The organism is Bacteroides sp. 11BF (assembly GCF_019633765.1).
GTDB lineage: Bacteria > Bacteroidota > Bacteroidia > Bacteroidales > Bacteroidaceae > Bacteroides > Bacteroides hominis.
The window spans coordinates 117,339-143,897 of the sequence record NZ_JAFKPJ010000013.1 but is presented as its reverse complement, the minus strand read 5'-3'; the positions used below and the strand labels follow the sequence as shown (position 1 = coordinate 143,897).

Annotated in this window: 17 protein-coding genes; 7 read left to right on the top strand and 10 right to left on the bottom strand. The window is 45.2% G+C overall.

The genetic code is table 11. From position 1 onward, the window contains the following. The first annotated feature begins 81 nt into the window (after nucleotides 1-81). The 5 genes from JZY04_RS14680 (at nucleotide 82) to JZY04_RS14660 (ending at nucleotide 9,100) form a co-directional block, all read left to right on the top strand. Complete coding sequence (locus JZY04_RS14680) at nucleotides 82-726, top strand: DUF4827 domain-containing protein (RefSeq protein ID WP_005781500.1); 645 nt, start codon at nucleotides 82-84, stop codon at nucleotides 724-726. A 36-nt stretch (nucleotides 727-762) separates the two neighbouring features. Next, nucleotides 763-2,151: a phosphoglucosamine mutase gene (glmM, locus tag JZY04_RS14675; RefSeq protein WP_005808542.1), complete on the top strand. Its 1,389-nt coding sequence runs from the start codon at nucleotides 763-765 to the stop codon at nucleotides 2,149-2,151. 181 nt (nucleotides 2,152-2,332) lie between these two features. Next, a complete protein-coding gene (locus JZY04_RS14670) occupies nucleotides 2,333-5,338 on the top strand; it encodes a glycoside hydrolase family 2 TIM barrel-domain containing protein (protein WP_122142697.1) in 3,006 nt (1,001 codons plus the stop codon). Between the two features lie 39 nt (nucleotides 5,339-5,377). Next, a complete protein-coding gene (locus JZY04_RS14665; RefSeq protein ID WP_122142696.1) occupies nucleotides 5,378-7,687 on the top strand; it encodes a beta-galactosidase in 2,310 nt (769 codons plus the stop codon). A 216-nt stretch (nucleotides 7,688-7,903) separates the two neighbouring features. Continuing rightward, nucleotides 7,904-9,100 carry a 6-bladed beta-propeller gene (locus JZY04_RS14660; protein ID WP_181996418.1) on the top strand — a complete coding sequence of 399 codons (1,197 nt, stop codon included), beginning with the start codon at nucleotides 7,904-7,906 and terminating at the stop codon, nucleotides 9,098-9,100. A gap of 131 nt (nucleotides 9,101-9,231) precedes the next feature. Here the strand turns inward: JZY04_RS14660 and hydF are convergent, their stop codons facing one another. The 8 genes from hydF to JZY04_RS14620 form a co-directional block, all read right to left on the bottom strand. After that, nucleotides 9,232-10,416, bottom strand: a complete 1,185-nt coding sequence (gene hydF, locus JZY04_RS14655) for a [FeFe] hydrogenase H-cluster maturation GTPase HydF (protein WP_122142694.1) — start codon at nucleotides 10,414-10,416, stop codon at nucleotides 9,232-9,234. Further along, nucleotides 10,413-11,831, bottom strand: a complete 1,419-nt coding sequence (gene hydG / locus JZY04_RS14650) for a [FeFe] hydrogenase H-cluster radical SAM maturase HydG (RefSeq protein WP_122142693.1) — start codon at nucleotides 11,829-11,831, stop codon at nucleotides 10,413-10,415. Before hydG ends, hydF begins: the two co-directional genes overlap by 4 nt. A 12-nt stretch (nucleotides 11,832-11,843) precedes the next feature. Then, nucleotides 11,844-12,881 (bottom strand): [FeFe] hydrogenase H-cluster radical SAM maturase HydE, encoded by a 1,038-nt coding sequence (gene hydE / locus JZY04_RS14645; protein WP_022011090.1) that lies wholly within the window; start codon nucleotides 12,879-12,881, stop codon nucleotides 11,844-11,846. Beyond that, nucleotides 12,862-14,331, bottom strand: coding sequence for a monomeric [FeFe] hydrogenase (locus JZY04_RS14640; RefSeq protein WP_005781492.1), 1,470 nt, complete (start codon nucleotides 14,329-14,331; stop codon nucleotides 12,862-12,864). Before JZY04_RS14640 ends, hydE begins: the two co-directional genes overlap by 20 nt. Nucleotides 14,332-14,419: 88 nt before the next feature. Beyond that, the gene (locus tag JZY04_RS14635) at nucleotides 14,420-15,199 is read right to left on the bottom strand and encodes a LytTR family DNA-binding domain-containing protein (RefSeq protein ID WP_032529800.1); all 780 of its coding nucleotides are present in this window, start codon (nucleotides 15,197-15,199) and stop codon (nucleotides 14,420-14,422) included. Continuing rightward, on the bottom strand, nucleotides 15,196-16,257 hold the full coding sequence (locus JZY04_RS14630) for a sensor histidine kinase (protein ID WP_005808531.1): 1,062 nt from the start codon (nucleotides 16,255-16,257) through the stop codon (nucleotides 15,196-15,198). Before JZY04_RS14630 ends, JZY04_RS14635 begins: the two co-directional genes overlap by 4 nt. Nucleotides 16,258-16,285: 28 nt before the next feature. After that, on the bottom strand, nucleotides 16,286-17,173 hold the full coding sequence (locus JZY04_RS14625) for an efflux RND transporter periplasmic adaptor subunit (RefSeq protein ID WP_005808529.1): 888 nt from the start codon (nucleotides 17,171-17,173) through the stop codon (nucleotides 16,286-16,288). A gap of 20 nt (nucleotides 17,174-17,193) precedes the next feature. Next, a complete protein-coding gene (locus JZY04_RS14620; RefSeq protein WP_122142692.1) occupies nucleotides 17,194-21,513 on the bottom strand; it encodes a CusA/CzcA family heavy metal efflux RND transporter in 4,320 nt (1,439 codons plus the stop codon). A gap of 178 nt (nucleotides 21,514-21,691) precedes the next feature. On the opposite strand from JZY04_RS14620, the gene JZY04_RS14615 reads away from it, so the two are divergent. Together JZY04_RS14615 and JZY04_RS14610 are read left to right on the top strand one after the other, a co-directional pair. Next, complete coding sequence (locus JZY04_RS14615; RefSeq protein ID WP_122142748.1) at nucleotides 21,692-24,034, top strand: GH92 family glycosyl hydrolase; 2,343 nt, start codon at nucleotides 21,692-21,694, stop codon at nucleotides 24,032-24,034. Between the two features lie 62 nt (nucleotides 24,035-24,096). Then, complete coding sequence (locus JZY04_RS14610) at nucleotides 24,097-24,639, top strand: glutathione peroxidase (RefSeq protein ID WP_005781482.1); 543 nt, start codon at nucleotides 24,097-24,099, stop codon at nucleotides 24,637-24,639. A gap of 119 nt (nucleotides 24,640-24,758) precedes the next feature. Here the strand turns inward: JZY04_RS14610 and JZY04_RS14605 are convergent, their stop codons facing one another. Next, nucleotides 24,759-25,289: an NUDIX domain-containing protein gene (locus JZY04_RS14605; RefSeq protein ID WP_122142691.1), complete on the bottom strand. Its 531-nt coding sequence runs from the start codon at nucleotides 25,287-25,289 to the stop codon at nucleotides 24,759-24,761. A gap of 3 nt (nucleotides 25,290-25,292) precedes the next feature. Continuing rightward, on the bottom strand, nucleotides 25,293-26,513 hold the full coding sequence (locus JZY04_RS14600) for an S-adenosylmethionine:tRNA ribosyltransferase-isomerase (protein WP_022011084.1): 1,221 nt from the start codon (nucleotides 26,511-26,513) through the stop codon (nucleotides 25,293-25,295). Nucleotides 26,514-26,559 lie beyond the last annotated feature (46 nt).

The window sequence follows — 26,559 nt, the reverse complement described above, 5'->3', positions numbered from 1 at the left end:
AGACTTGAACTTTCTGCTTTTAAATCTAAAGATTCGACTAATTTAAAATACATTTGTACGGAATATACATAAGATACAGAAATGAAAAAACTTCTATTGTTATTTTTTTCCTTGTTAGCCTTCGGATATATGTTCCAGGCTTGCGACAATTCGAAGACTTATGCAGAAATGCTGGATGAAGAGAAAGATGCGGTAAACGCTTTTATTAAAAAGCACGATATCCGTACTATTTCTGAGAGTGACTTTGAAGCAAACGGATATAAGACGGATACGACCAAGAATGAATATGTAGCTTTCTCAAACGGAGTCTATATGCAGATTGTGGATAAAGGTATTGTTACCGATAAACCGGAGAACGATTCTATCAAAAATAATAATATTGTAGCCGTACGCTTCGTGGAGCATGATATTAAGGCCAATGATACTACTTGCTTCAATGTGGTGCTTCCCGGTTTTGAAAACTATCCGAACTACTATACTTATCCAGATGTATTCCGTTACGTAGATAATGGAACTTCGGTGGCCGGTGTATTCACAGAAGGTTCGATGTATGCCAAATATGGTACGACAGACGTTCCTCCCGGATGGCTACTTGCTTTGAAATATGTTACCAACTATGCCCATGTGAGAATGATTGTACCTTCAAAGATGGGGCATCAGAGTGCTAACCAATATGTAAACCCCTATTTCTACGATATTCGTAAATTCCAGAAAGCATTGAACTAAAACTACTAAATAACCAATTTTCTAAAACAACAACCTATGACTCTAATCAAATCTATCTCTGGTATCCGTGGAACCATTGGCGGAGGCGCAGGCGAGGGACTGAATCCGCTTGACATTGTAAAATTCACGTCGGCTTATGCCACTTTGATTCGCAAGACATGCAAATCGAACAGTAACAAGATAGTAGTGGGCCGCGATGCCCGCATCTCGGGTGAGATGGTGAAGAACGTTGTAGTCGGTACCTTGATGGGTATGGGCTGGGACGTGGTTGATATCGACCTTGCTTCTACCCCGACAACAGAATTAGCTGTGACAATGGAAGGGGCTTGCGGAGGGATCATCCTGACTGCATCACATAATCCCAAGCAGTGGAATGCACTGAAATTACTGAACGAACACGGCGAATTTCTGAATGCAGCCGAAGGACAAGAAGTGCTTCGCATTGCTGCGGCCGAAGAATTCGATTATGCAGATGTTGATCATCTGGGTTCTTATCGCAAAGATCTTACTTATAACAAAAAACATATCGACAGTGTATTGGCGCTTGACCTGGTAGATGTAGAAGCTATCAAGAAAGCTAACTTCACTGTAGCCATCGATTGCGTAAACTCCGTAGGGGGTATTATTCTGCCTGAACTGTTGGAACGTCTGGGAGTGAAACACGTAGAAAAACTCTATTGCGAACCGACCGGTAATTTTGCCCACAATCCCGAACCTCTGGAAAAGAATCTGGGTGATATCATGAACCTGATGAAGGGAGGAAAAGCAGATGTCGCATTTGTTGTTGACCCTGACGTAGACCGTCTGGCCATGATCTGCGAGAACGGTGTGATGTATGGTGAAGAATATACATTGGTCACAGTGGCCGACTATGTACTGAAACATACTCCGGGTAATACGGTATCTAATTTGAGCTCTACACGTGCTTTGCGCGATGTGACCCGCAAATATGGTATGGAGTACAATGCTTCCGCAGTGGGCGAAGTGAATGTAGTGACCAAGATGAAGGCAACCAATGCGGTGATCGGGGGTGAAGGTAATGGTGGAGTGATTTATCCTGCCAGCCATTACGGACGCGACGCTTTGGTAGGTATCGCATTATTCCTTAGCCATTTGGCTCACGAAGGCAAGAAGGTGAGCGAGTTGCGTGCAACTTATCCTCCTTATTTCATTGCTAAGAATCGTGTAGATCTGACTCCGGAAATAGATGTAGATGCTATCCTTGCTAAGGTAAAGGAAATCTATAAGAACGAAGAAATCAATGATATCGACGGTGTGAAGATTGACTTTGCAGACAAGTGGGTACACTTGCGTAAGAGCAATACCGAAGCCATTATCCGTGTATACAGTGAAGCATCGACTATGGAGGCTGCTGAGGAAATAGGACAGAAGATTATGGATGTAATCAATGAATTGGCTAAGTAAAGATTCTAAAAAATAATAGAAGGGCTGCATTGACGACGATGCAGCCTTTTTTATGAGTTATAATGGAGTAATCTTTTAAAAATCATAAGATTGTCCATCTTTTAAGAAATAAAGTCTATTTTTTGTAAATGATATTTCTTGTTTCTTTGTACCTTCAATTAACCCTCTTATATCGTATATCATGAAATTGAGACTTTCTTTGTTTACTGTAGTGGTCGGTCTATTTTTCTTGTTTTCTGCTACGTCGGCTACCGCTGCACCTTTTACCTCTTCTTCGTATCCTGCTTATACTATCCCTGTGGAACAGGAAGGAGTTCGACAGCCTGTGATACTGCTAAATGGAACCTGGCAATTTAAATATTCACCCCAAAGCAAATGGACTACAATTAAAGTTCCCGGTGAGGCAGCTATGCAAGGATATGCCATAGAACACGACAAGCCTTTTTTCTACCGGAAATCGTTTACTATTCCTGCCGATTATGCCGGAAAACGTATTATTCTCCGTTTTGACGGAGTTTACAGCCATGCTAAATTAAGTGTCAATGGGCAGTTGGTGCGCGAACATCACGGTGGATTTACTCGTTGGGAAACCGATATAACAGCACAGGCTCGTCCAGGGAAGAAAAATGAAATACAGTTGGAAGTGACCGACCGGCTGGACGAAATCTCTTATGCTTCGGGATATGCACATCACCCTGTTGGAGGGATTCTTCGGGATGTGACTTTGTTTACGTTACCTGTTACCCATCTTTACGATATTAGTGTAGAGACTCATTTAGACTCATTGTACCGGGATGCTGTCCTTCGTTTTGCCTGTACATCTGCCGGAAATGAACCTGCTGAAGTCCGGTTGCAGCTGACAGCCCCTGACGGAAAACCTGTACAACTTCCTCAGGATTGTTTTCCGTTGAAGGCAGGAGCAGAAGAACACGTCTGGTCACTGCCTGTTTCACGTCCGTTGAAGTGGGATGCTGAACATCCGAATTTATATACCCTGACTGTTGTACTTCTGCAGGATCGGAAAGAAATCAGCCGTTTTATCCGTGAAGTGGGATTTCGTGAAGTTAAAATAGCAGGTAATCGTATGTTGGTGAACGGACAGCCTGTGAAATTGCGCGGAGCCTGTCGGCATGATATTCATCCCACTCTGGGACGAACCACTACCGCTGAATTGGACAGCCTTGATGTACTTCTGTTCAAAGAGGCGAACATGAACTTTGTACGTACGTCGCACTATCCTCCTTCTGAAAGATTCCTGGAATACTGTGACCGTTATGGGGTGTATGTAGAGAGTGAGACTGCTGTCTGTTTTGTAGATACTTATCGGCAGAAAAACTATGCTCCCGGTAAAACACAAAGCAATCCCGAATATACTGACCGTTATCTGGGACAGTGTCAGGAGATGGTGAAGAGTTTCCGCTCTCATCCGTCTATTTTGTTTTGGAGTATCGGTAATGAGAGTGTGTATGGTACTAACTTTCAGCTTTGTTGGGACTGGGTGAAGGCAACAGACACGACTCGTCCCGTTATTTTCAGTTATCCGGGATCGGTAGACACAAAGGAGAAAATTTATGATATACTCAGTATGCACTATCAGGATGTGAACGGTAACCTTTCGCAATGGGGAATGAATACCCGCCACTTTCAGGGACATGGGATTCCTGCTCTTTTTGACGAATGGGCACATCCGGCCTGTTATACTTATTCTACTTTGCAGACTGACCCGAATATCCGTGAGTTCTGGGGAAAATCACTTGACATGATGTGGAGTGGACTGTTTGATGCGCCCGGAGGATTGGGAGGAGCTATTTGGGGGTATGTAGATGAAACTTTTGCTTTGCCTGTGCCCAAAGCCGGTACTTCGTTCTGGAAAGAGTTTGCCCACACAGCCAAGCCCGAAGGCTATCAAGGTAATTGTGTAGGTTATGGTGAGTGGGGAATCGTAGATGTATGGAGACGTCAGAAACCGGAATTTTGGGCTACGAAGAAAGCGTATTCGCCGGTGCGTCTGTTAGTTGATGATATTCGTAACTTCACTTCCGGACAGCGTTTGGTGCTTCCGGTTTATAATCGCTTTGATCATACGAGCCTGAACGAACTTCAGATGAGTTATACTTATCGGGGGATGAAGAAGAATCTTGCACTTCCGGCCATTCCGCCCCATCAGAAAGGGAGCATAGTGATCCCCGCTGACCGGTGGGAAGAAGGTGAGCATCTGTTGATTGAATTTTGGACGGCCGATGGAAGCCTGATCGACACTTACCGTCCGATACTCGGAACGGAGAAGATTGTTTTTCCACCTGTGCTTGACGGAAATAAGCTATCGGTGGAAGAAACCGATGATTGGGTGATTATTCGTGGGGAAGGTTTTGAAATACCGTTCAGTAAAGAGACAGGGTTGATTACACAAGCCAAAGCCGGCGACCGGGTACTGATAGAAAAAGGACCTTTCCTGAACTTGTATATTAACCTGAATCATTTGACAGGAGCGGAAGTACGCAAAGCAGCTACGCGGTTTATGATTTTGGAAGAGGACTGGAAGAAAAGTGCATTCAGTTACCGGCAGGAAACAAACGGAGATGTATATATCGACCTTGCCGGAAATTATAAGGAGGTAACTGTTGATTTTTCGATAAAAATAACTCCCGATGGACAGTTGGAGGTGGATTACCTGACAGATGGAGCTCCCAACGGATTTCTGCGTGAAACAGGTTTGTCTTTCCATCTGGCAGATGCCATACAGCAGTTGGACTGGAAACGTAAAGGGTATTGGAACTATTATCCGGAAAAAGCTTTTGCTGGAAATGAAGGAAAGACTGCTTTATACATTTCGAAGCAGGCTGCTTACGGTAAAGAACCCCTTCAACCTTGGGGAGACGATACACACAACTATTATTATTGGGCAGATGCAGGAGCCAATTGCCGCTACCCGTTGACTCAAACCGCTAAGGGGATGAAAGAAAACATCTATTATTATACTCTTTCGACAGCTTCCCCTTCTATCCATCAGCTTTCGGTTTTGTCCACAGATGCTTCGGTGGCATGCCGGATCAATAAACAACCGGATGACCAACTGATCCTGTATGTCAACAATTGCTGGGATTATCCCGAAATAGCATGGGGGAATTTTTGCAAAACCCTTGAAGCGCTGCCTTGCTTCGGAAAAATAAAGATGAGGCTTAAATAATAATGATTCAATAAAACCCAAGAACAATACAATAATAACATGAAAAAACTGATTTTACTTCTCGTACTGATTTTTTCGTTGCCTGTCGCGGCGCAGAACTTTACGATCGGGAAGAATACCTTCCTTTTAAATGGCAAGCCTTTCACAGTAAAGGCTGCCGAGTTGCATTATACCCGTATTCCCGCACCTTACTGGGAACATCGCATCGAGATGTGTAAGGCATTGGGGATGAATACCATTTGTCTTTATGTGTTTTGGAACATTCACGAGCAGACTGAGGGTAAATTTGACTTTACCGGACAAAATGATATAGCAGCTTTCTGCCGTCTGGCACAGAAGCACGGAATGTACGTTATTGTCCGTCCAGGTCCTTATGTCTGCGCCGAATGGGAAATGGGCGGACTTCCCTGGTGGTTATTGAAGAAGAAAGATATCGCTCTCCGTACACTCGATCCTTACTTCATGGAGCGTACAGCTATTTTTATGAAGGAAGTTGGCAAGCAGCTCGCACCTTTGCAAATTACCCGGGGAGGGAATATCATTATGGTACAGGTAGAAAATGAATACGGTGCCTATGCTGTTGATAAACCTTATGTCTCGGCGATTCGTGACATCGTGAAAAGTGCCGGGTTTACTGAGGTTCCCCTTTTCCAATGTGATTGGAGCAGTACTTTCGACCGGAATGGTCTGGACGATCTGCTTTGGACTATCAACTTTGGTACGGGAGCCAACATTGAGCAACAATTCAAACGTCTTAAGGAGGCTCGTCCGGACACACCGTTGATGTGCAGCGAGTTTTGGAGTGGGTGGTTTGATCATTGGGGGCGCAAACACGAGACTCGTCCCGCTAAGAGTATGGTACAGGGCATAAAGGATATGCTTGACCGCAATATCTCTTTCAGTCTTTATATGGCACATGGGGGTACTACTTTCGGCCATTGGGGAGGTGCCAACAACCCTGCTTATTCTGCTATGTGCAGTTCGTATGATTATGACGCTCCCATCAGTGAACCGGGATGGGCTACAGATAAATATTTCCAACTGCGTGATCTGCTGGAAAACTATCTGCCTGCAGGTGAAAAGTTACCGGCTGTTCCCGTAGCTTTTCCGGTCATAGAGATACCCGAGGTGAAGTTTACGCGGGTGGCTCCCCTCTTTGCCAATCTGCCGGAAGCGAAACAGAGCACGGATATACAACCGATGGAAGCTTTCGATCAGGGATGGGGAACTATTTTGTATCGGACTGTTTTACAGCAGCCTGTAGATGTCGGTACGACGATGAAGATTACAGAAGTACACGATTGGGCACAGGTTTTTGCGGATGGTAAACTATTGGCTCGCCTCGATCGCCGTCGTGGTGAATTCACTTTGCAGCTGCCAGCTTTGAAGAAAGGGACCTGCATCGATATTCTGGTAGAAGCTATGGGGCGTGTCAACTTCGATGAATCCATCCATGACCGTAAAGGTATCACTGAGAAAGTAGAACTTGTCTGTGATAAGCAAACCACGGAGTTGAAGAACTGGACAGTTTTCAATTTCCCGGTCGATTACTCATTTGTGCAAGACAAAAAATATAAAAGTGGAACGGTCCAGACAATGCCTGCTTATTATAAGGCCACTTTCCATTTGAATAAAGCCGGCGATACGTTCCTTGACATGAGTACCTGGGGTAAAGGTATGGTATGGGTCAATGGTATTGCTATCGGACGTTTTTGGGAGATCGGTCCGCAACAAACACTTTTTATGCCCGGTTGTTGGCTGAAAGAGGGAGAAAATGAAATAATTGTCCTTGATCTGAAGGGACCTGAGAAAGCCTCTGTTCACGGTCTGAAGAAACCCATACTGGATTGGTTGCGTAATGAAGGTGCTTCTACCCATCGAAAGAAAGGTGAACAACTGAATCTGAAGCAGGAAACTCCTGTTGCTACAGGTACGTTTACTCCGGGTAACGGATGGCAGGAGATCCGTTTGGATCGTCAGTATACCGGACGCTTCTTCTGCCTCGAAGCTCTTTCGGCCCAAGACGGAAAGAAGATCGCAGCCATTGCCGAACTCGATGTGTTGGGAGCAGACGGCAAACCGATTTCGCGTGAAAAGTGGCGGATACGTTATGCCGATAGCGAAGAGACGCGTAGTGGTAACTGTACGGGAGATAAAGTGTTCGATCTTCAGGAATCTACTTATTGGATGACTGTTGCCCGTGATGCTTATCCGCATCAGTTGGTTATTGATTTGGGAGGTGACTATACTGTAACCGGTTTCCGCTATCTGCCCCGTGCGGAAAAAGGATACCCTGGTATGATAAAGGATTATCGGGTGTATGTCAAAGGGGAAGAGTTTCAATACTGAAACAGGAATTTCCACTGAAGATTAGGTAGATAGATTGTGAATGTTATAAGATCCAATTATAACATTCACAATTTATTACGCTGTGCTGTCTGATCTCAAAATTACAGAGATGTTTTCTTGAACATATCTTTTCGGTTCATAGAAAAATATTCGGGGGAAAAATGGTAACATAATAAATGTTTTGTATCTTTGACCAAAATATAACTTTAAAACATGATGAACACAAAATCTTTTTTCATGGTTGCCATTAGCGTATTTGTTTTGGCATCTTGTAATTTAAATCAAGTCAACCAAACGGGTCTATTAACCGCTTCCGTTCGTGAAGCACTTCATTCGCCGGCAACTTTGTCTATTGCTGATGAGATAGAGTCAGTCGAATATATCCCTTTAGAAATGACCAGTGACAATGCTTCATTGATAGACGGTGTAGTAGATTTTGCCATCACAAGCAAATATATTTATGTATTGGTGGGCAAGGAAGCTCGTATCGTACTGTTCGATCGCCAAGGACACTTCTTACGTACATTTCTTCGCCAAGGTCAAGGTCCCGATGACTTTAATGGTATGATAGGTTTTATACAGGCTGATGAGACTGATAACCGTTTCTACGTCATCGGCAATAAGGTTGGCGTATATACATTGGAAGGCACGTTTGTGGAAGACCTACCTATAAATTCTCCCATCATCTATGCTCATCATCTCGGTAGTAAGCGCATTGGCGCCATCGCCATGCCTCTTATGCCTTTCCAGGGTGGCAGTTTTGGTATTGGTATATTTCAAGAGGATGGCGAGGCGATAATCACCAAGAATGATTTCTATTCACCGTTGGTGCCTCGAGAAGATTCAGGTTTTACATTTGGAGTAATGGGTTCACCTTCAGGTGGAAAGCAGTCTTCAGTCTTGTTTAAAACAGCCAGTAACGATACTGTTTTTCGTTTGTCGGCAGACACCATACAGCCTGTTTTAGTGGCCGGATTAGGCAATTCGGATGAAGAGGTTATTCGTGGACTCAATATTCGAGATATTAAAAAATTCCCTGCTAACGGTGATATTTTCGTAAACGATATTTTTGAGACACCTCGTCGTTTTTATTTACGCATGATGCTGAATGAGAAGTATTATGTGGCTTCGGTGGATAAACACAGTGGAGAAACAGTTGTGGAACAGTGTGATATTCCTGAGACAAGTGCTTACAACTTGGCTGATATCAATATGCAGTTAGGCATGGTAGGTAGTAAGGGGTATAACCAGTTTCCGGTATGGGGACGTTCTTTAGGAAATAATCTGGTGCAGGTTGTGACACCTTACGAGATAGAGACGTTTGAAGAACAAACAAAAATTACTATACCACAAGAATTGCAAAAGAGAAACACGAATGAAAACCCGATTTTTATCATATATAAGATAAAATAATATTCTTAATATATCGGACTCCTTGGATAAATTCCCTGTTGTTTCAGGTTATGGTTTGATTGCACTTTTGCATCTGTAACATTGCAATAACCTTTTTTCTGAGCTAATACTATTAGGGTATTGGGGATAGCCTATTTATCTATCTGTTCTAAAATACCATTGATATATGCGATAACTACCCCATAGTTAGTCATCGGGACACCTTGCGTTTTAGCTTTGGCTATCCGGTTCAGAACATGTTTGCGGTTGAACATACATGCTCCACAATGGATAATCAGGTCGTAACAATTCAGGTCCTTAGGGAAATCATTTCCGGAAACAATATCGATATGCAGTTGCTCTCCGATCCGTTTGCGCAACATTCGCGGAAGTTTCACTCTGCCGATGTCTTCGGACAGGGGAGCATGGGTACAGGCTTCGGCTATCAGGACACGGGAGTTTTCCGTCAGTTGGTCTATGATATACGCTCCTTCGGTATAGTAGTCAATGTCTCCCTTGTATCGGGCGAATAATACCGAAAAGGAGGTCAGCCGGCTTTGTGGCGGCTTTTTCTCGTATACGGTCCTAAAGACTTGTGAATCGGTGATGATCAGTGCAGGAGGGGCTGACAAAACATTCAGGGCACTGTCTAACTGGTCGGTAGTGCAACTCAGGGTGATGCACTTCTTGTCGAGCAATTCGCGTAGCGTCTGTACCTGTGGCAGGATGAGCCGTCCTTTGGGAGCTTGAATATCTTGTGGCATGACGAGTAGAACTACATCGCCTTTGTTAACCAGATCGCCCATAATATCCGGCTGTCCGCCCAGTTCCGGTAGTTTTTGGAGGATGGACCTGCAGATAGAATCCATGCCTGTTTTCTCTTTGGCGCTGACAATCAGAGGACGTTCTCCTGTCTGCCGTTCCAGTTCGTTGGCTGTTTCTTCCGGGTTTTCTGACAGATCGGCTTTGTTCAGTATCAGTAGATAGGGGATGCCTTTTTCTTTCAGCAGTTCTATCCATCGCTTCTCTTCGGATAACTCCGTATCACAACAAACCATCAGTGCAATGTCGGTTTTGTCTACTGCTTGCACAGTCCGTTCGATACGCAGGGACCCCAGTTCACCGTTGTCATCGAACCCGGCCGTATCGATGAATACACACGGGCCGATGCCGTGTATCTCCATCGGTTGGTATACAGGGTCGGTAGTGGTACCGGCGATATTCGATACCAAAGCAGCATTTTGATTGGTCAGTGCATTGATCAATGACGACTTGCCACTGTTTCGCTTACCAAACAGGGCAATATGCAGGCGGTTGGAGAGCGGAGTTGTTTTCAAAATCTGAAATCCCTTTCTCCCGCTGCTATTTGCTTCAGGTTTTCCAAGGCCCTTTCCCGGATTTTGGGATTGGGGATGTGTTGCATTTCTTGTTTTATCATGGCCGCTCCGCGGACTTTCGTTTCTTCCGAAGCATAATCTTCCAGATACTCCTGTAAGGTCATCAGCGCATTGGGTGAACAGCAATTGGCTATTTGCCCCGATTTGACAAGTGACATAAACCGGTCACCTGTGCGTCCCGCACGATAGCAGGCTGTACAGAAGCTGGGAATATATCCGAGTTTCAGAAGCCAGTTAACTACTTCGTTCAGTGTACGGGTATCGCTGACATCGAACTGCGCAGAATTTTCCTCCGGAGTTTCCGTTTCGGCATATCCACCTACGCTGGTCCGTGAGCCTCCGCTTATCTGTGAAATGCCCAGATCGAGTACTTTTTCACGGGTTTTTTGTGATTCGCGTGTAGAGATGATCATGCCGGTATAGGGGACGCTGATGCGAATGACCGCTACTATTTTCCGGAAGATTTCATCGGAAATAGCATTCTCGAAGTCTCCGGCATCGATGTCGTCTGCCGAACAGATACGTGGAACGCTGATGGTATGTGGTCCCACACCATAGACAGCTTCCAGATGTTCGGCGTGCATCAGCAGGCCTACAAAATCGTAACGATATGTATTCAGTCCGAACAGGACTCCCATTCCCACATCGTCAATTCCCCCTTGCATGGCACGGTCCATGGCTTCGGTGTGGTAGGCATAGTTGCTTTTGGGGCCTGTGGGGTGCAACTGTTCATAGTTCTCTTTATGATATGTCTCCTGAAAGAGGATATAGGTGCCGATACCCGCCTCCTTCAGTTTGCGGTAATTTTCTACTGTTGTGGCGGCGATATTTACGTTCACCCGGCGGATAGCTCCGTTTTTATGATGAATGCTGTAGATGGTGCGGATAGATTCCAATATGTAGTCGATGGAGTTACGCACCGGGTCTTCGCCGGCTTCAAGTGCCAGACGTTTGTGTCCCATATCTTGCAGGGCAATCACTTCCCGGCGTATTTCTTCCTGAGTCAGTTTTTTGCGGGCGATAGTTTTGTTTTTGAGATGATACGGACAATATACACAACCGTTGACACAATAATTGGATAGGTAAAGCGGAGCAAACATTACGATGCGGTTGCCGTAGAATTTTTGTTTGATTTCTTTGGCAAGACGAAATATTTCTTCAGTCAGGTCCTCTTCAACACATTCCAGCAATATGGCAGCTTCCCGGTGGGTGAGTCCTTTGCAAGTGCGGGCTTTCTCTATCAGTTCCCGAATCAGTTTCCGGTCATTTCGGTGCGCACAGGCATACTCCAGAGTTTCAATTATTTCCTGATGGTCGATGAAGTCGGTGGCATCAGGTGAATCTACTTTATACATATCATTTATTGATTAGTCGTTATAGTCTCCCCTGCTGTAGTCGATGTGATATCCGACATCTGCCAGTTGCTTTTCCAGCAAGGCAAGTCCTTCGGCAGCTTCGGCACCGAAAGCTACTTTCTGGTCGTACAGGTCATATTTATTTCTCACAATAATGGGTGACAGATTGGGCATGACCACATTGGCTCCGGCAAGGATGCCACGTACTCTTCCATCCGGTGCCAAGCTTGCCAATGCCGTTGTCGAAGGGATCAGCGCCTGGGGGTGCATCAGCCTGAAGATGGAAAGCAGTAACAGGGTCAGTTCCACGCTGCCCGGCTTTTCGTCACAAAATGGAGTTCGCTGATGGGGAATGAAGGGGCCGATGCCAATCATTTCCGGATGAAAACTTTCAATAAAGCGGATATCTTCTATCAAGTATTCTACAGTTTGAAGAGGGCTGCCCACCATGATACCTGTTCCTGTCTGATAACCGATTCGTTTCAGCTCGTGGAGGCATTTGATACGCCTCTCGTTGGACATTTCGTAAGGGTGCAGACAATAGTAATGTCCCCTGTCGATTGTTTCGTGACGTAACAGGTAGCGGTTGGCTCCTTTCATGAAATAGCGTTCGTAGGCTTTCGATGGTTTCTCGCCGATGGATAATGTAATGGCACACTCCGGATAGCACCGGCGGATTTCCGCGATGATCTCCTCCATGTCGTAATCAGATCGTTTCGGATCTTCTCCTCCCTGAAGAACGAATGAGCGAAAGCCGAGCTTGTAGCCGTGTTCGCAGCAATCCAGAATCATTTCTTTGCTGAGGCGGTATCGGTCGGCTTGCCAATTATCTTTCCGGATACCACAGTATTTGCAATTGTTCCGGCAGTGATTACTTATTTCAATGAGTCCGCGTATGTAGACCCCTTTTCCAAAGTGTGCGTTTGCCACTTCGCGTGCCTGCAGGTTGATGTATGCCAGAGTTTCGTCATCATAATGCGATAGCAGGTGTGCAAACTCTTCGTTGGTGAGGGTGTGTTCCTCTTTTAATTTATCTATGAGTCTCTTCATATGATTCGCGGCGTTTTATCAGTTCCTGGTTCAACTGCCGGCGTCCGCCGACAGCGTCATTATGGGCGCTGGGGCCACTGATACATCCGCCTTCGCAAGCCATGACTTCGATGAATTGTCCTTGCGCTTTGCCTGTTTTGGCAGCAGCACGCAGTAAACCTATGTTTTTCTTATTCAGGTCTGAAACCTGGATGGCAGAGAATCTCTTTGCCTCTTCGCCCAGATATGCCTGAATCGCTCCCATCACGCCTCCGGCTTGTGCGAAGCCGTGTGCTTCGCGCACTGAAGTGTAGAGTACAGAGAACGGTTGTGTCTGTTCAAGCTGGATATCCAATCCTTCGAAGATGGAAGCCATTTCCTCAAAAGTGAGTATATAGTCTACACATTCGTCGCGACGGGCTTCTTTACGTTTGGCTACGCATGGGCCGATGAATACGATTTTTGCGTCCGGATGGCGTTCTTTGGCGATACGGGCGGCATAATACATCGGTGATCCGGTAGAAGAAACATAAGGCTTCATTCCCGGTATATGCTTGTTTACCAGTTCGATGTAGGATGGGCAGCAAGAGGTTGTCATGAATGGTTGTCCCTCTTCCAGCTTTTCTTTCAGTTCGGCAGCTTCGTGGCTTACGGTATCCATGGCTCCTTGAGCCACTTCGACCACATCGGCAAATCCCATTTGGCGGAGTGCACCGTATACTGCCTCGATCGATGTGTTGAATTGTCCGAGAATGGAAGGAGCGGGAATCGCAACCATTTTTTCACCGCGGCGGATACCTTCGAGCACATCAAAGGCTTGTGAGATTTCGAAGATAGCCCCGAAAGGACAAGCGTTGAGGCATTTGCCACAGTAGATGCATTTGTTTTCGTCAATGTGTTCGATACCGTTTTCGTCTTTGCTGATGGCTTTCACAGGGCAGGCTTCTTCGCAGGGTACCGGAATGAATACGATGGCGTGGTACGGGCAACTTTGATGGCATTTTCCACAACTGATACAGGCGTCATGGTCGATCTTTGCCTGTCCGTTTTTCCGGAAGCGGATAGCGTCTTTAGGACAGTTCATGTAGCAACTGCGAGCCACACAACCACGACAGAGGTTGGTTATCTCGTAATTGACCTGTACACAGGATGAACACGCCTCGTCGATGACACAGAGTATGTTTTCTTTTTGTTCGTTTTTACGCTCCAGGGCGTGACGGGCATACTCTGAAAGCGGAGTGAGTTCATCTGTTTCATCTGTCATGTCGAAGCCCAACAACGGGAACAGCTTGTATTTGTACACTGCACGCTCTTTGTGGATGCAGCAGCGTCCGAGCGGGCGTGAACGGCGTGGGCTCAGTTCAATGGGAAGTCTGTCAATTTCATTAGTCAGTTTGTTCTCTTTCCAGAGATTTACCAGTTTTGCCAGCAACTTGTGGCGTACAATCATTACGTTGTTGGTGAAAGCCATATTTGAGTATTTAGAATTAGGGTTACAAAGATACGGCTTGCAGGGGTATCCTGCAAGCTTGCATTAATATTTGTTTTTTATTCCTTAATTATTTAACACAGAACCACTCTTTAAACTCGGCTACACGTGCCTTGCTCACCAGAATCTTTTCCCCCGCAACCGGATGGCGTAGATTGATGGAGAGGCGGCTGTTGAACCAGAGGTCTATATCTTTGATAGCTTCTCGTGAAAGCAGGTATTGTCGGTTTGCGCGGAAAAAGAGTGCCGGATCCAGACATTCCGTCAACTCATCAAGAGTCTGTGGAAAGGAGTATTCCGTATTATCTGTCAGGACAGCTTTCACCTGGCAGTCTTTGATATAGAACAACATGATCATATCGACCGAAACCGGGAGTAGTTTATCCCCTTTCACTGGAATCAGGAAATGGGTTTTATAGCTTTCTTGTTTTTTTAATGAACGTATCAGTTTCAACAGTTCGTCTGTTTCCAGGCCAGCGGGTCTGGATGTGTTGGAACTGAAGAGAGATAACTTTTCCAGTGCCTGTTCTACATCTTTTCGTCCGATGGGTTTCAGCAGATAATCGATACTGTTGACTTTGAAGGCCCGTAAAGCATATTCGTCGTAGGCAGTCGTGAAAATAATGGGACATGTGATGTGGATGTGTTCGAATATCTCAAATGCCGAACCGTCCGCCAGATGGATATCCATAAATATCAATTCAGGCATAGGGTGGCTGGCAAACCATTCGATGGTGCCGGCAATGCTGTCGAGTTCCGTCACCATTTCTATTTGCGGACAGACTTCGGTGAGGAGTGAAGTCAGATTCCGTATTGCTGCTTTTTCGTCTTCAATGATAATTGTTTTCATGGGTATTTCCGGATGAGGGGTATACGAACGGTAAAGTTACTATCTTCTGTGATTTGTATTTCCTGCCGGAACAAGAGATGGTAACGTTTGTCGAGGTTAGCCAGTCCGATGCCGGTACCGGTGGCTGCTGTCAGTTTAGGTTGGATAGGGTTACTTACAGAGAGGCTGCCCTCCGGATCGGTGACGATTGTGATGGTGAGCGGACGACGGTTACTGATTTCATTGTGTTTTACAGCGTTTTCAATTAACATCTGTATCGACATAGGTGGTAGAAAATAATCTTCAAGGTTACATTCTATGTCAATTTCGAATTGCAGATTATCTTCAAAGCGCATTTTTAAAAGAAAGATGTAGGCCGATACAAAATCCATTTCTTCACGTAAGGTGACAGATTGAGATTCGTTGCCTTGCAATGTATAGCGTAATACGCGTGACAATTCTTGAATGTAATCTTGTGCCCGGTCCTGATTTTCACGGACGAGTGAACGCAGCGTGTTGAGCGAATTGAATAGCATATGTGGATTCAGTTGGTTTTTCAATACTTCGAACTGGTTGCGTATGTTCTCTGCCTGCAATTGTTCATTCTCAATGATTACTTGTTGTTGACGGCGGATCAGGTAGATGATGTAACAACTGCTGGTGACAAGGCATGACATGATAAAATCGCGTAATGGGTGCAGGTAGTGGTGTACCATGGCATCGATTGCGGGAATATCGAATGTTTTGTGCAGATAGACAAAACATTGTCCCAATAGGTTACTCAATATCCAGGTCAGTACAAAAGAGAGAACAATCTTTTGCCACGTGATTTTCATCGAGGTCTGATTGAAATGAAACAATCTTGTGTTGACAGCGAACAGGGCCAATAGTGAGAGGAAAGTGAAGATAATCTCGTTGGCTACATCTGCAAATTTCATGCCCGGGAAAAGGGTATGGCTCTCAAACCCGTCAAAGAGGGAGACGGATTCGGGGAAGTGGATAAGTACCGCCACAGCCATTGAAATGATAACCGTGGACAGAAGGTATTTATCGTTATATAGAGCTCTGATTCTTTTCATGGGAACAAAGATAAGATAATCTACCGGATTATTTCTGTATTCTTGCTGTTACATACATGCCGGGACGGAACTGTGGAGCGGTGCTGTCAATCCGGGCGTATACTTCGAGTGAACGACTCGTTTCATCTACTTTCTGCCCGATTGAGACCAAGGTAGCTTTAAATACTGTTTTGCCCATGCCGTTTACCCGGAATTGGACGGGGCTGCCTACCTTCATATCCGCCAGGTCTTTTTCATAAGTTGTCAAGCAGAGTAGGGGAGATGACTTGTCAATGACCTCACAAAGCGCTTCGCCGGGTTGAATGTATTTGCCTATATTCATGGTTACATCGCTGATATAGCCGCTTATAGGAGCTTTCACCTGCAACAGAGGCTGTATACCACTTTTCAATAATTCTTCAGGGGTAATACCTAATAAGGAAAGTTGTGCAGCTGTAGCTTCCAGTTTGCTTTTCATTGATAAGTAGTCTGCTTTGCTCTGTTGAAACTTTTTTTGCGAAGCGGCCTGTTCGGCTGAGAGTGACTTTTGGCGTTCATATTCCGCTTGCAAATATTCTGTTTGGGCATGACTGTCAAGGTAGGTCTGTTGCAACATGATGAAGTCCGGATTCTCAAGGGTTGCCAGCAGGGTGCCTTTCTGCACCTGTTGTCCCGGTAAAAGTGAAGTGTTTCTTACTACTCCTCCCATGGTAAGGGCTACGGTGGCCTGGCGTTGGGGAGATAGTACGATAGTTCCGTTGAAAGATACTTGATTGGGTTTTGAGGTGGCTGATGTAATTCCATCCACTTGCGTAGCAGTAGTATCTGTTTGTACCTTAGCGATGGAAGGAGCTGTTGTTGCTGTTTCGGAAGTTTGTTTTGTCTCTTTGCATGCTATAAGAGCCAACAAGAGAATGGGATAAAATATTCTTTTCATATTATTTATGTTTCAACAGGTTATTGATAAAGTTCATACTCCAGTGAGGCGATGTTATATTGATATACCGTTTCGATATAACCTTTGCGTATTTCACGTGCGGCACTGACCGACTGGATAAATTCCGCGATGCTCGTTTCGCTGTGTTGCAATTGTAGATTAGCCACCTTGATTAATTCGTCTGCTTCTTTGAGTGCAGACGAGGTATAAAACCGGAGACTCTCTTCGTGACGGCGTAAGGTGGCACTCAGTTCAGTAACTTTATTGTTCAATTCGCGAATATTGGCTTCTGCTTGTATTTGTGCGGCAGAAGCGGCAAGTTTTGCTTGTCTGATCCGGCTCTTTTGTGGTAAGAAGTAGATAGGAAATGATACCCCCACCATCCATGCATTCAGGTTTTTCAGGGGCAGAATATTTTGGCGGCTATATCCTATGCTGACTTCCGGAAAGAAACGACTGCGCTCTACGTTCAGTGCTGCCCGTGTTTCGGAAATCTGGCTGTTGAAAAATCCGAGATGGGCTTCGGATACGCTTCCTGGCTGAATATTTGTCGGGAAGAGCTGCATGCTCGTGTTTTCCGGTATGATGGGCGCATCTGCGTAGCAACTCCATTGAAAACGGGTAAGAGCCATTTTTTCTTCTTCCTGTGCCTGAAAGAGTCGGTTGTGCAGGTCCGCAGCCGATGTAGTCATCATGTTTTTTTCCAACAGGGTGATTTCTCCTTGTTCGTATCTCAGTTCGCTGATGCGCTTTAATTCAGCAGCCATGCGATCTTGGTCGCGATAAAGTGAACATATTGCTGAAGCATACTGATAATAAGCCCATGCACGTTTTACTTCTGCCGTTACTTCTTTTTCTACCATTTGGCGGTAGTAAGTGCCGGTTTGTACTTGACGGTTGACAAGAGTATTCTTGTAGAACGGTGTCAATAGTGAACCCAGGTTTTGTTCGAGAACCATTTCTTTATCTTTCTTGTTTTCACCGTTCAGTTGTCCCCAGGAGTAACTGAATGTGGTAGGGGAGGCTTCTACAATCTCACCTCTTGTGGCCTGTACCTGCCGGATGGCGGTTGTGGCTGTCTTAAGCCTTGGATGGTTCTGTCTGGCTATTTTTATTGCTTGTTCCAGGCTGACGGTTTGTGGCGCTTGTGCTGTGACGGTGGCACTCAGCAGAAGTGCCGGCAGCAGGATGAACAGATGCAACCGTCTCTTAGGTTGTTTCCAACCGGCACTTGTCGCATTTACTATTTTATAAAAAACCGGAAGGATAATCAGGGTCAATATGGTTGATAGAATCAAGCCTCCGATTACAACAGTTGCCAGTGGGCGTTGTACTTCAGCTCCGGCGGATGTGGCAATGGCCATCGGTACGAAACCCAGTGAAGCTACCAGCCCGGTTAGGAATACCGGACGTAGCAGGTGTGGTGTTCCTTTTTTTATAATCTGATTAGTGGTCATGGCATATTTATTTTGTTTTCTTAAGTCGTTGAAGTGGTTAATCATCAGAATTCCATTGAGCACAGATACCCCAAACAATGCGATGAATCCTACTCCTGCCGAAATACTGAACGGGAGTCCGCGTAGCCAAAGAGCCAGAATACCACCTATTAATGATAATGGCACTGTAGAGAATACCACCAGTGTATAGGTTACATTCTTGAAAGCGAAGAATAAAATCAACAGGATCAACATCAGGGCTACCGGTATTACGATAGTCAGTGTACGGATGGCGTTCTGCAGATTTTCAAACTGCCCCCCGTATTCAAAATAATATCCCGGTTTCAACCGGATGTTTTTGTCCAATGTTTGTTGGATTTCTGATACTACCTGTTGAATGTCGGCATCGCGCACATTGACTCCGATCACGATGCGGCGTTTAGTGGCATCCCGGTTAATTTGGAGCGGACCGCTTACCAGGTCAATACTTGCCACTTCGCTGACAGGAATCTGTACTCCTTCTGAAGTACGGATAAAGAGTTTATCGAGGTTCAGGTCTGCCACTTTCTCTTGATCGAGGCGTACTACCAAATCGAATCTTCTTTCGTTTTCAAATACTACTCCGCTTACTTCGCCGGCATAAGCTGTACGGATCATTGTGTTTAATTCCTCGATGTTAATGCCATAACGGGCTATTTTCCCCCGGTTGTATTTTACTACCAGTTGGGGTAATCCCATGGTTTGCTCGACAATGACATCGGCAGCGCCCGGAATCTGTTCGACAAACTTTGCAGCCTCTTTCGCTTTTGCATAAAGTTCGTGAGTGTCTTCGCCGTATAGCTTGACCGCTATGTCAGCCTTAGCTCCGGTCATCAGCTCGTTAAAACGCAACTGAATGGGTTGGGAGAAGTTGAATTCTGCACGGTTCTCTAAAGGCAGGAGGGCTTCTTTCATCTTTTCTACCATTTCTGCCCTGCTCGAAGCAGAGGTCCATTCCTTGAAGGGTTTCATTACAATCATCACATCGGCATCTTCCACAGCCATTGGATCGGTAGGAACCTCGGCAGTTCCGATTTTGGCAACTACATGTTTGATTTCCGGAAATTGATCCATCAAAACCTTTTCGGCCTGGTTGGATACTTCAATACTTTCAGAGAGTGAACTTCCGGCCGGTAATGTCATTTGCATGGCAAAATCGCCTTCGTCCAAAGTAGGGATAAATTCTGCTCCCAAACGTCCGAAGAGTAAGAAAGAACCTATTAAAGCAGCGAAAGCTATAGTGACTGTCTGCCATTTGAAACGCAGGCAGAAGCATAGGCAACGTTGGTATATGACATTAAGTTTTTTAAAGAAACGGTCGGCAAACGTAGGTTTTACCACAATGGTGTGTTTCAGGAAGAGGGAAGCCATCATCGGTACATAAGTCAGAGAGAGTAATAGGGCTCCGATAATGCAGAATACCAGTGTCTTTGCCATTGGAGTGAAATATTTTCCTTCAATTCCGTTCAGAGTCAGGATGGGGAAGAATACGATCAGGATGATGAAAACGGCAAATGTAGCCGAACGTACTACCCCCGAAGCACCCTTCTCCACTTCTTCATCCATTTCTGTTTTTGATAAAGTGCGGCCTTTTAGTTTATTGCCGTAGAGGTGAGCTAATATACCTTCTACTATTACAATAGAACCGTCTACCACAATACCGAAGTCGATGGCACCGAGACTCATCAGGTTGGCTGTCACACCGAAAATACGCATAAGGATAAATGCAAACAGCATGGCCAGTGGGATAACTGAGGCTACGATGAGCCCTGCACGTACGTTACCCAGGAAAATGATAAGTACTACGAATACGATAATTGCACCTTCTATCAGGTTGTGTATGACGGTGGAGATATTTCGGTTGACAAGTTCCGAACGATTCAGATAAGGCTCTATACTTACCCCTTCGGGTAATAGTTTCTGTATTTTTTCTACCCTTTTTTCCAACTCTTGTGTCACAACGTTGGCGTTGGCTCCTTTCAACATCATCGCAATGCCTCCTACACATTCACCATTTCCGTCTTTGGTCATTGCGCCAAACCGCTTTGGAGCTCCAAAGCGGACAGTACCTACATCACTAATGTGCACAGGAATGCCGTTGCGGTTGGCAACAACAATCTGCTCGATGTCTTTAGTGCGGCTGATCATTCCCTCTGAACGGATATAATAAGCATTTCGAGCCTTCTCAATATAGCTTCCTCCGGTGTTCTGATTGTTTTTGCTTAAAGCTTCGAACACCTCACCGATGGTGATATTCAGCGAAAAGAGCGCATCCGGATCAACGGCTACTTCATATTGTTTCAGGTATCCGCCAAAACTGTTAATTTCCACAATACCCGGTATGCCGGATAATTGGCGTTTCACCATCCAATCCTGAATTGTGCGGAGTTCCATCGCATCATATTTGTTTTCGTAACCGGATTCTACCTTTAGGATATATTGGTAGATTTCTCCCAATCCGGTAGTGATGGGCATCATTTCCGGCATACCCAATTCCGATGGAATTTCTCCTGCTACGGATTGTATCTGTTCGTTAATCAGTTGCCGGGCATCCAAGGTCGGTACACTCTCTTTAAATACAACTGTCACTACCGATAGTCCGAAGCGACTTACCGAACGGATATCTTCCACATTCATGATATTGCTCATGGCAATTTCGATGGGCATTGTGATCAGTTGCTCTACTTCCTGTGGGGCAAGTGTCGGCGAGACAGTTACGATTTGTACCTGATTGTTGGTGATGTCCGGTACGGCATCAATTGGCAAGGTCATCATCGCATAAATGCCTCCGATAAGAAGAAAGAGGGTAGTGAGTCCTACGAATAGTTTCTTCTTTATAGAAAAACGTACGATAGCTTTAAACATAATCCTTAAGTGTTTGAATATCGGTACAAAGGTAGATCGCTGAAACTTTTGTTGTTGATGAAAAATTGCGAGGTGGAAAGATTGGCAGGTGAAATGGCAAAATGTGGGAATGAAGTGGAACGGAATTGTTGAAAAAGGCTATCTTTGCATATCAACAACACATCACAATAATAAGATTATGAAGAAAAAAGCACTTTCCTTGCTGGCATTCATCCCGGCATTTACGACAGTGACGGCTCAACAGCCGGCGGTACCGGATGTATGCGCACTTGTCAATCCCATTATCGGAACCAATGGTATGGGGCACACCTTTCCCGGGGCCTGCGCTCCGTTCGGACTTGTACAGTTGAGCCCTGATACGGATACAATTCCTCACAATGTGGATGGAGTTTATCAAAAAAATGCATATGAATATTGTGCCGGGTACCAGCATCGCGATCAAACAATAGTAGGATTCAGTCATACCCACTTGAGTGGTACGGGACATTCTGATCTGGGGGATATCTTGATTATGCCTGCTACAGGTGAATTGAAACTGAATCCCGGAAGGGCGGACACCCCAGGCGAAGGATACCGTTCCCGTTTCAGCCATGAAACTGAGGTGGCTCGTCCGGGCTATTATGAAGTGGAGCTTACAGATTACGGTATAAAAGCACAGTTGACAGCTACCCAACGGGTAGGGATACATAAATATACTTTTCCGGACGGTGCCGACGGACGCATTATTCTTGACCTGGTACACGGCATCTATAATTATGACGGGAAAACGTTGTGGGCTAATATACGCGTAGAAAATGATACATTGCTGACGGGGTATCGTATCACGAACGGGTGGGCCCGCACCAACTATACTTATTTTGCCATATCCTTGTCTCAACCCATCAAAGACTATGGATATACAGATAAAGAGAAGGCTTTGTATAAAGGATTCTGGCGACGGTTCAATACCGACCGGAATTTCCCGGAAATGACCGGACGAAAACTGGTGGCTTATTTCAACTTCGATACCCGGCAGAATCCGGAACTGATAATTAAAGTCGCTCTTTCGGCAGTGAGCACAGAAGGGGCTTTAAAAAATTTGCAGGCTGAGGCCGGCGGAAAGACTTTCAGCCGGCTGGCAGCCGAGACACATTCGGCATGGAATCGTGAATTGGATGTGCTTGAGGCCAAAGGAACCCCTGACCAGCTTGCCATGTTTTATACTTCACTGTATCATACGATGATTAATCCGTCTGTCTATATGGATGTAGACGGTAGTTATCGCGGGCTCGATCATAATATCCATACAGCCGAAGGATTTACCAATTATACTATTTTCTCCTTATGGGATACGTACCGTGCAGAACATCCTTTTTTGAATTTGCTTAAACCCCGGCAGAATAGAGACATGGTGCAGTCTATGATTCGGCATCAGCAGCAGAGTGTGCATGGCATGCTGCCGGTATGGAGTCTGATGGGGAATGAAGGCTGGTGTATGAGCGGTTATCATGCTGTATCTGCTTTGGCTGACGCGATTGTCAAAGGTGCCGGAATATCCGTCCGGGAGGCTTTGCCGGCGATGAATCATACGGCAAATGTGTCTTATTATGAAGGCATTGAAGCGTATAAACGATTGGGATATGTGCCTTTTGATCAGAGTGGAACGGCTGCATCTACTACGTTGGAATATGCTTATGACGACTGGACCATTTACCGGGTGGCTTTGTTGGCGGGAGATAAACGGTTAGCCGATATTTATAAGAAAAGGGCGGATAATTATCGGAATGTTTTTGATGCTTCTGTCGGTTTTGCCCGCCCTCGCTATAGCAACGGTGAATTTAAGAAAGAGTTTGATGCTATGCAGACCTACGGTGAAGGTTTTATTGAAGGAAACTCATGGAATTTCTCTTTCCATGTGCCGCATGATGTAACCGGATTGATCGGGTTGATGGGTGGTGAAAAGAAATTTGTCAACCGGCTGGACACACTCTTCTCTATGGCACTTCCCCGGAAATATTATGAAAAGAATGAAGATATCGCCGAAGTGAGTTTGGTAGGAGGGTACGTGCATGGCAACGAACCCAGTCATCATATTCCTTATTTGTATGCATGGACTTCCCAGCCCTGGAAAACACAATATTGGGTGCGTGAGGTGATGAACCGGATGTACAAAAATGATATTGACGGCCTGGGGGGCAATGACGATTGCGGGCAGATGTCTGCCTGGTATATGTTTACGGCAATGGGATTCTATCCCGTTTGTCCGGGTACCGATCAATACGTGTTGGGAGCACCTTATCTTCCATACATCCGTATGAATCTGCCTAATGGAAACACTTTTGAGATAAAAGCGCCGAAAGTGAACGATCGCAACCGCTATGTTCGACAGGTAAAGCTCAACGGAAAAGTTTACGATAAAATGTATATTACCCATGCCGATCTCTTGGCAGGGGGAATACTTGAATTTGAAATGTCTGCTTCTCCAAACAAGAAGAGAGGGCTTGCCAAGGAGGCTAAACCTTATTCGATGTCTGAGGAGTAGAACGTTTTCAAACATTCTGTCCGAGCTGCTTGTTAATTATTTGATGAACCAAATAATAGAATATGAAAGCAATTTTTTCTTTTGTAGCAGTCTTGGTACTCTCATTATCGATGGCTGCGCAGAGTAAATCGTTCTATGACTTCTCTGTGAAGACCATAGATGGCAAAGAGTATAAACTGGCAGACCTTAAAGGCAAGAAGGTATTGGTGGTTAATGTCGCTTCCAAGTGCGGACTGACGCCGCAGTATGCCGAGTTACAGGAATTGTACGATCAGTATAAAGATCGGAATTTTGTGATTATAGCTTTTCCTGCCAATAACTTTATGGGGCAAGAACCGGGTACGAACGAAGAGATAGCCAAGTTCTGTTCGGCAAATTATGATGTTACTTTCCCGATGATGGCCAAGATTTCGGTAAAGGGTAAAGATATGGCTCCACTTTATCAGTGGCTGACTGAGAAGAAGCTGAACGGGAAGCAGGATGCGCCCGTACAGTGGAATTTTCAGAAGTTTATGATTGACGAAAACGGAAATTGGGTCGGTTTCGCAGCTCCTAAAGAAAGTCCTTTTTCTGAGACTATTATCAGTTGGATAGAAAAGAAGTGATTTAATGTGTCAAAACTCACCACAGAGGACACAGAGTAACACAGAGACGATTTTAAGTTGTTGATTATTAATAAAAAGACTCTGTGCTACTCTGTGTTACTCCGTAGTGAAAAGAGTTTCTACACAGCCTCTTTGGGGGAAGTAGAAGAGAAAATCCCTGCTTTTTCTATTTCACTTTCAAAGTTCGGTGTGAAGACACCTTTTCCTAAATTCGTTTTGATTTCTTCATAGCTCCAGAAACGTCCGTCATCTAATTCATCGCTGGGATGTATTACTCCGTCGTATACTGTTTTATGCACAAAGACTAACTCCCGTTCACGGGAAGACTCAAAGACATAACTTGTCAGGAGCTCCGGTGTGAAGTCCGTGATACCTAATTCTTCGGCGACCTCTCTCTTTAAAGCTATTTCTACACTCTCTCCCAGATCGATGTGTCCGCCTACGGCGGTATCCCATTTGCCCGGCTGTATATCCTTCCATTCAGGGCGTTTCTGCAAGTAAAGTTCACCTTTTGAGTTGAATACGTGCAGATGGACAACCGGATGCAATAGCTTGCTTCCGCTATGGCATTCGCCGCGTGTAGCAGCTCCTGTAATAGTTCCCTGTTCGTCTACGATGGGAAACATTTCCTGATTATTATCGCTTTGCATATCTTAAGGTATTAATAAGGATGAATCGCCGTAGCTCAGGAAGCGGAAATCGTGGCTGAGTGCATAGTCGTAAATTGTACGCCAGTTTCCTTTGACAAATGCCGAGACCAATAATAGCAGGGTGCTCTGTGGCTGATGAAAATTGGTAACCATTGCTTTGACTATTTTGTATTCGTACCCCGGAGCAATAATAATTTGTGTACTGGTGTGCAATGCTTCCATACCGTGACGGTCGAGATAACCTAATATTTTCTGTAAAGCTACAACAGGGCGTACGTCACATTCCGTTTCGTAAGGTTGCCACTGTTTTACACGCAATTGTTCTTCCGTAGCTTCCGGGTTGTTGGCCAGCGTTACACCGATGTGGTAGAGACTTTCAAGGGTACGTACGGAAGTTGTTCCTACGGCAATGGCACAAGCGTCGTGGTCTATCAGCTTTTTGATAATACTGCGTGATACGGATATATATTCCGTATGCATTTCGTGCCCCTCTATCTCTTCACTTTTTACCGGTTTAAAAGTACCGGCGCCAACATGGAGGGTCAGTTCCTCGAGGTCGATCCCTTTTTCGGTCAGGGCATCCAGTACACGAGGGGTGAAATGTAAACCTGCCGTAGGAGCGGCCACCGAGCCTTTTATTTTTGAATAGACTGTCTGATAGGTCTCTTTATCACTTTCTTCCGTATCCCGGTTGAGATATGGAGGGATGGGTAACTCGCCGAATACTTCAAGAATATCGGCAAAGGTGACTTCCGGATTATCCCAGTTGAAATCTATCCAATGACTGGTTCCACAACACTCGCCACGAGTAGCCGTCAGGGTGATGGGGAAACCTTTTACAGTCATTTCACGACGTAACGGACCGTCTTTCCATTTTTTCAGGTTACCGATCATGCAAAGCCACGCCGCATGTTCCGTTTGCTGGAAATTGAGTACATAGTCGTTAGGCTGAATCGGTTCCAGACAAAAAACTTCGATTAAGGCTCCTGTCTCTTTGCGGAAATGGAGTCGTGCCTGAATAACCTTGGTATTGTTGAATATCATCAGACTTCCGGCAGGCAAGTGTTCCGGTAAGGAGGTGAATACATCTTCGCTGACTTCGCCGTGACGGTAAATAAGTAACTTAGACTGGTCCCGCATAGGCAACGGGAATTTAGCGATGCGTTCATCCGGCAATGGATAATTGTATTCGCTAATACGGATATGTTTCGGGTTTTCTTTCATCATTTCTTTCTTTGCGACGACAAAAGTAGTTATATTTGCCTTAATT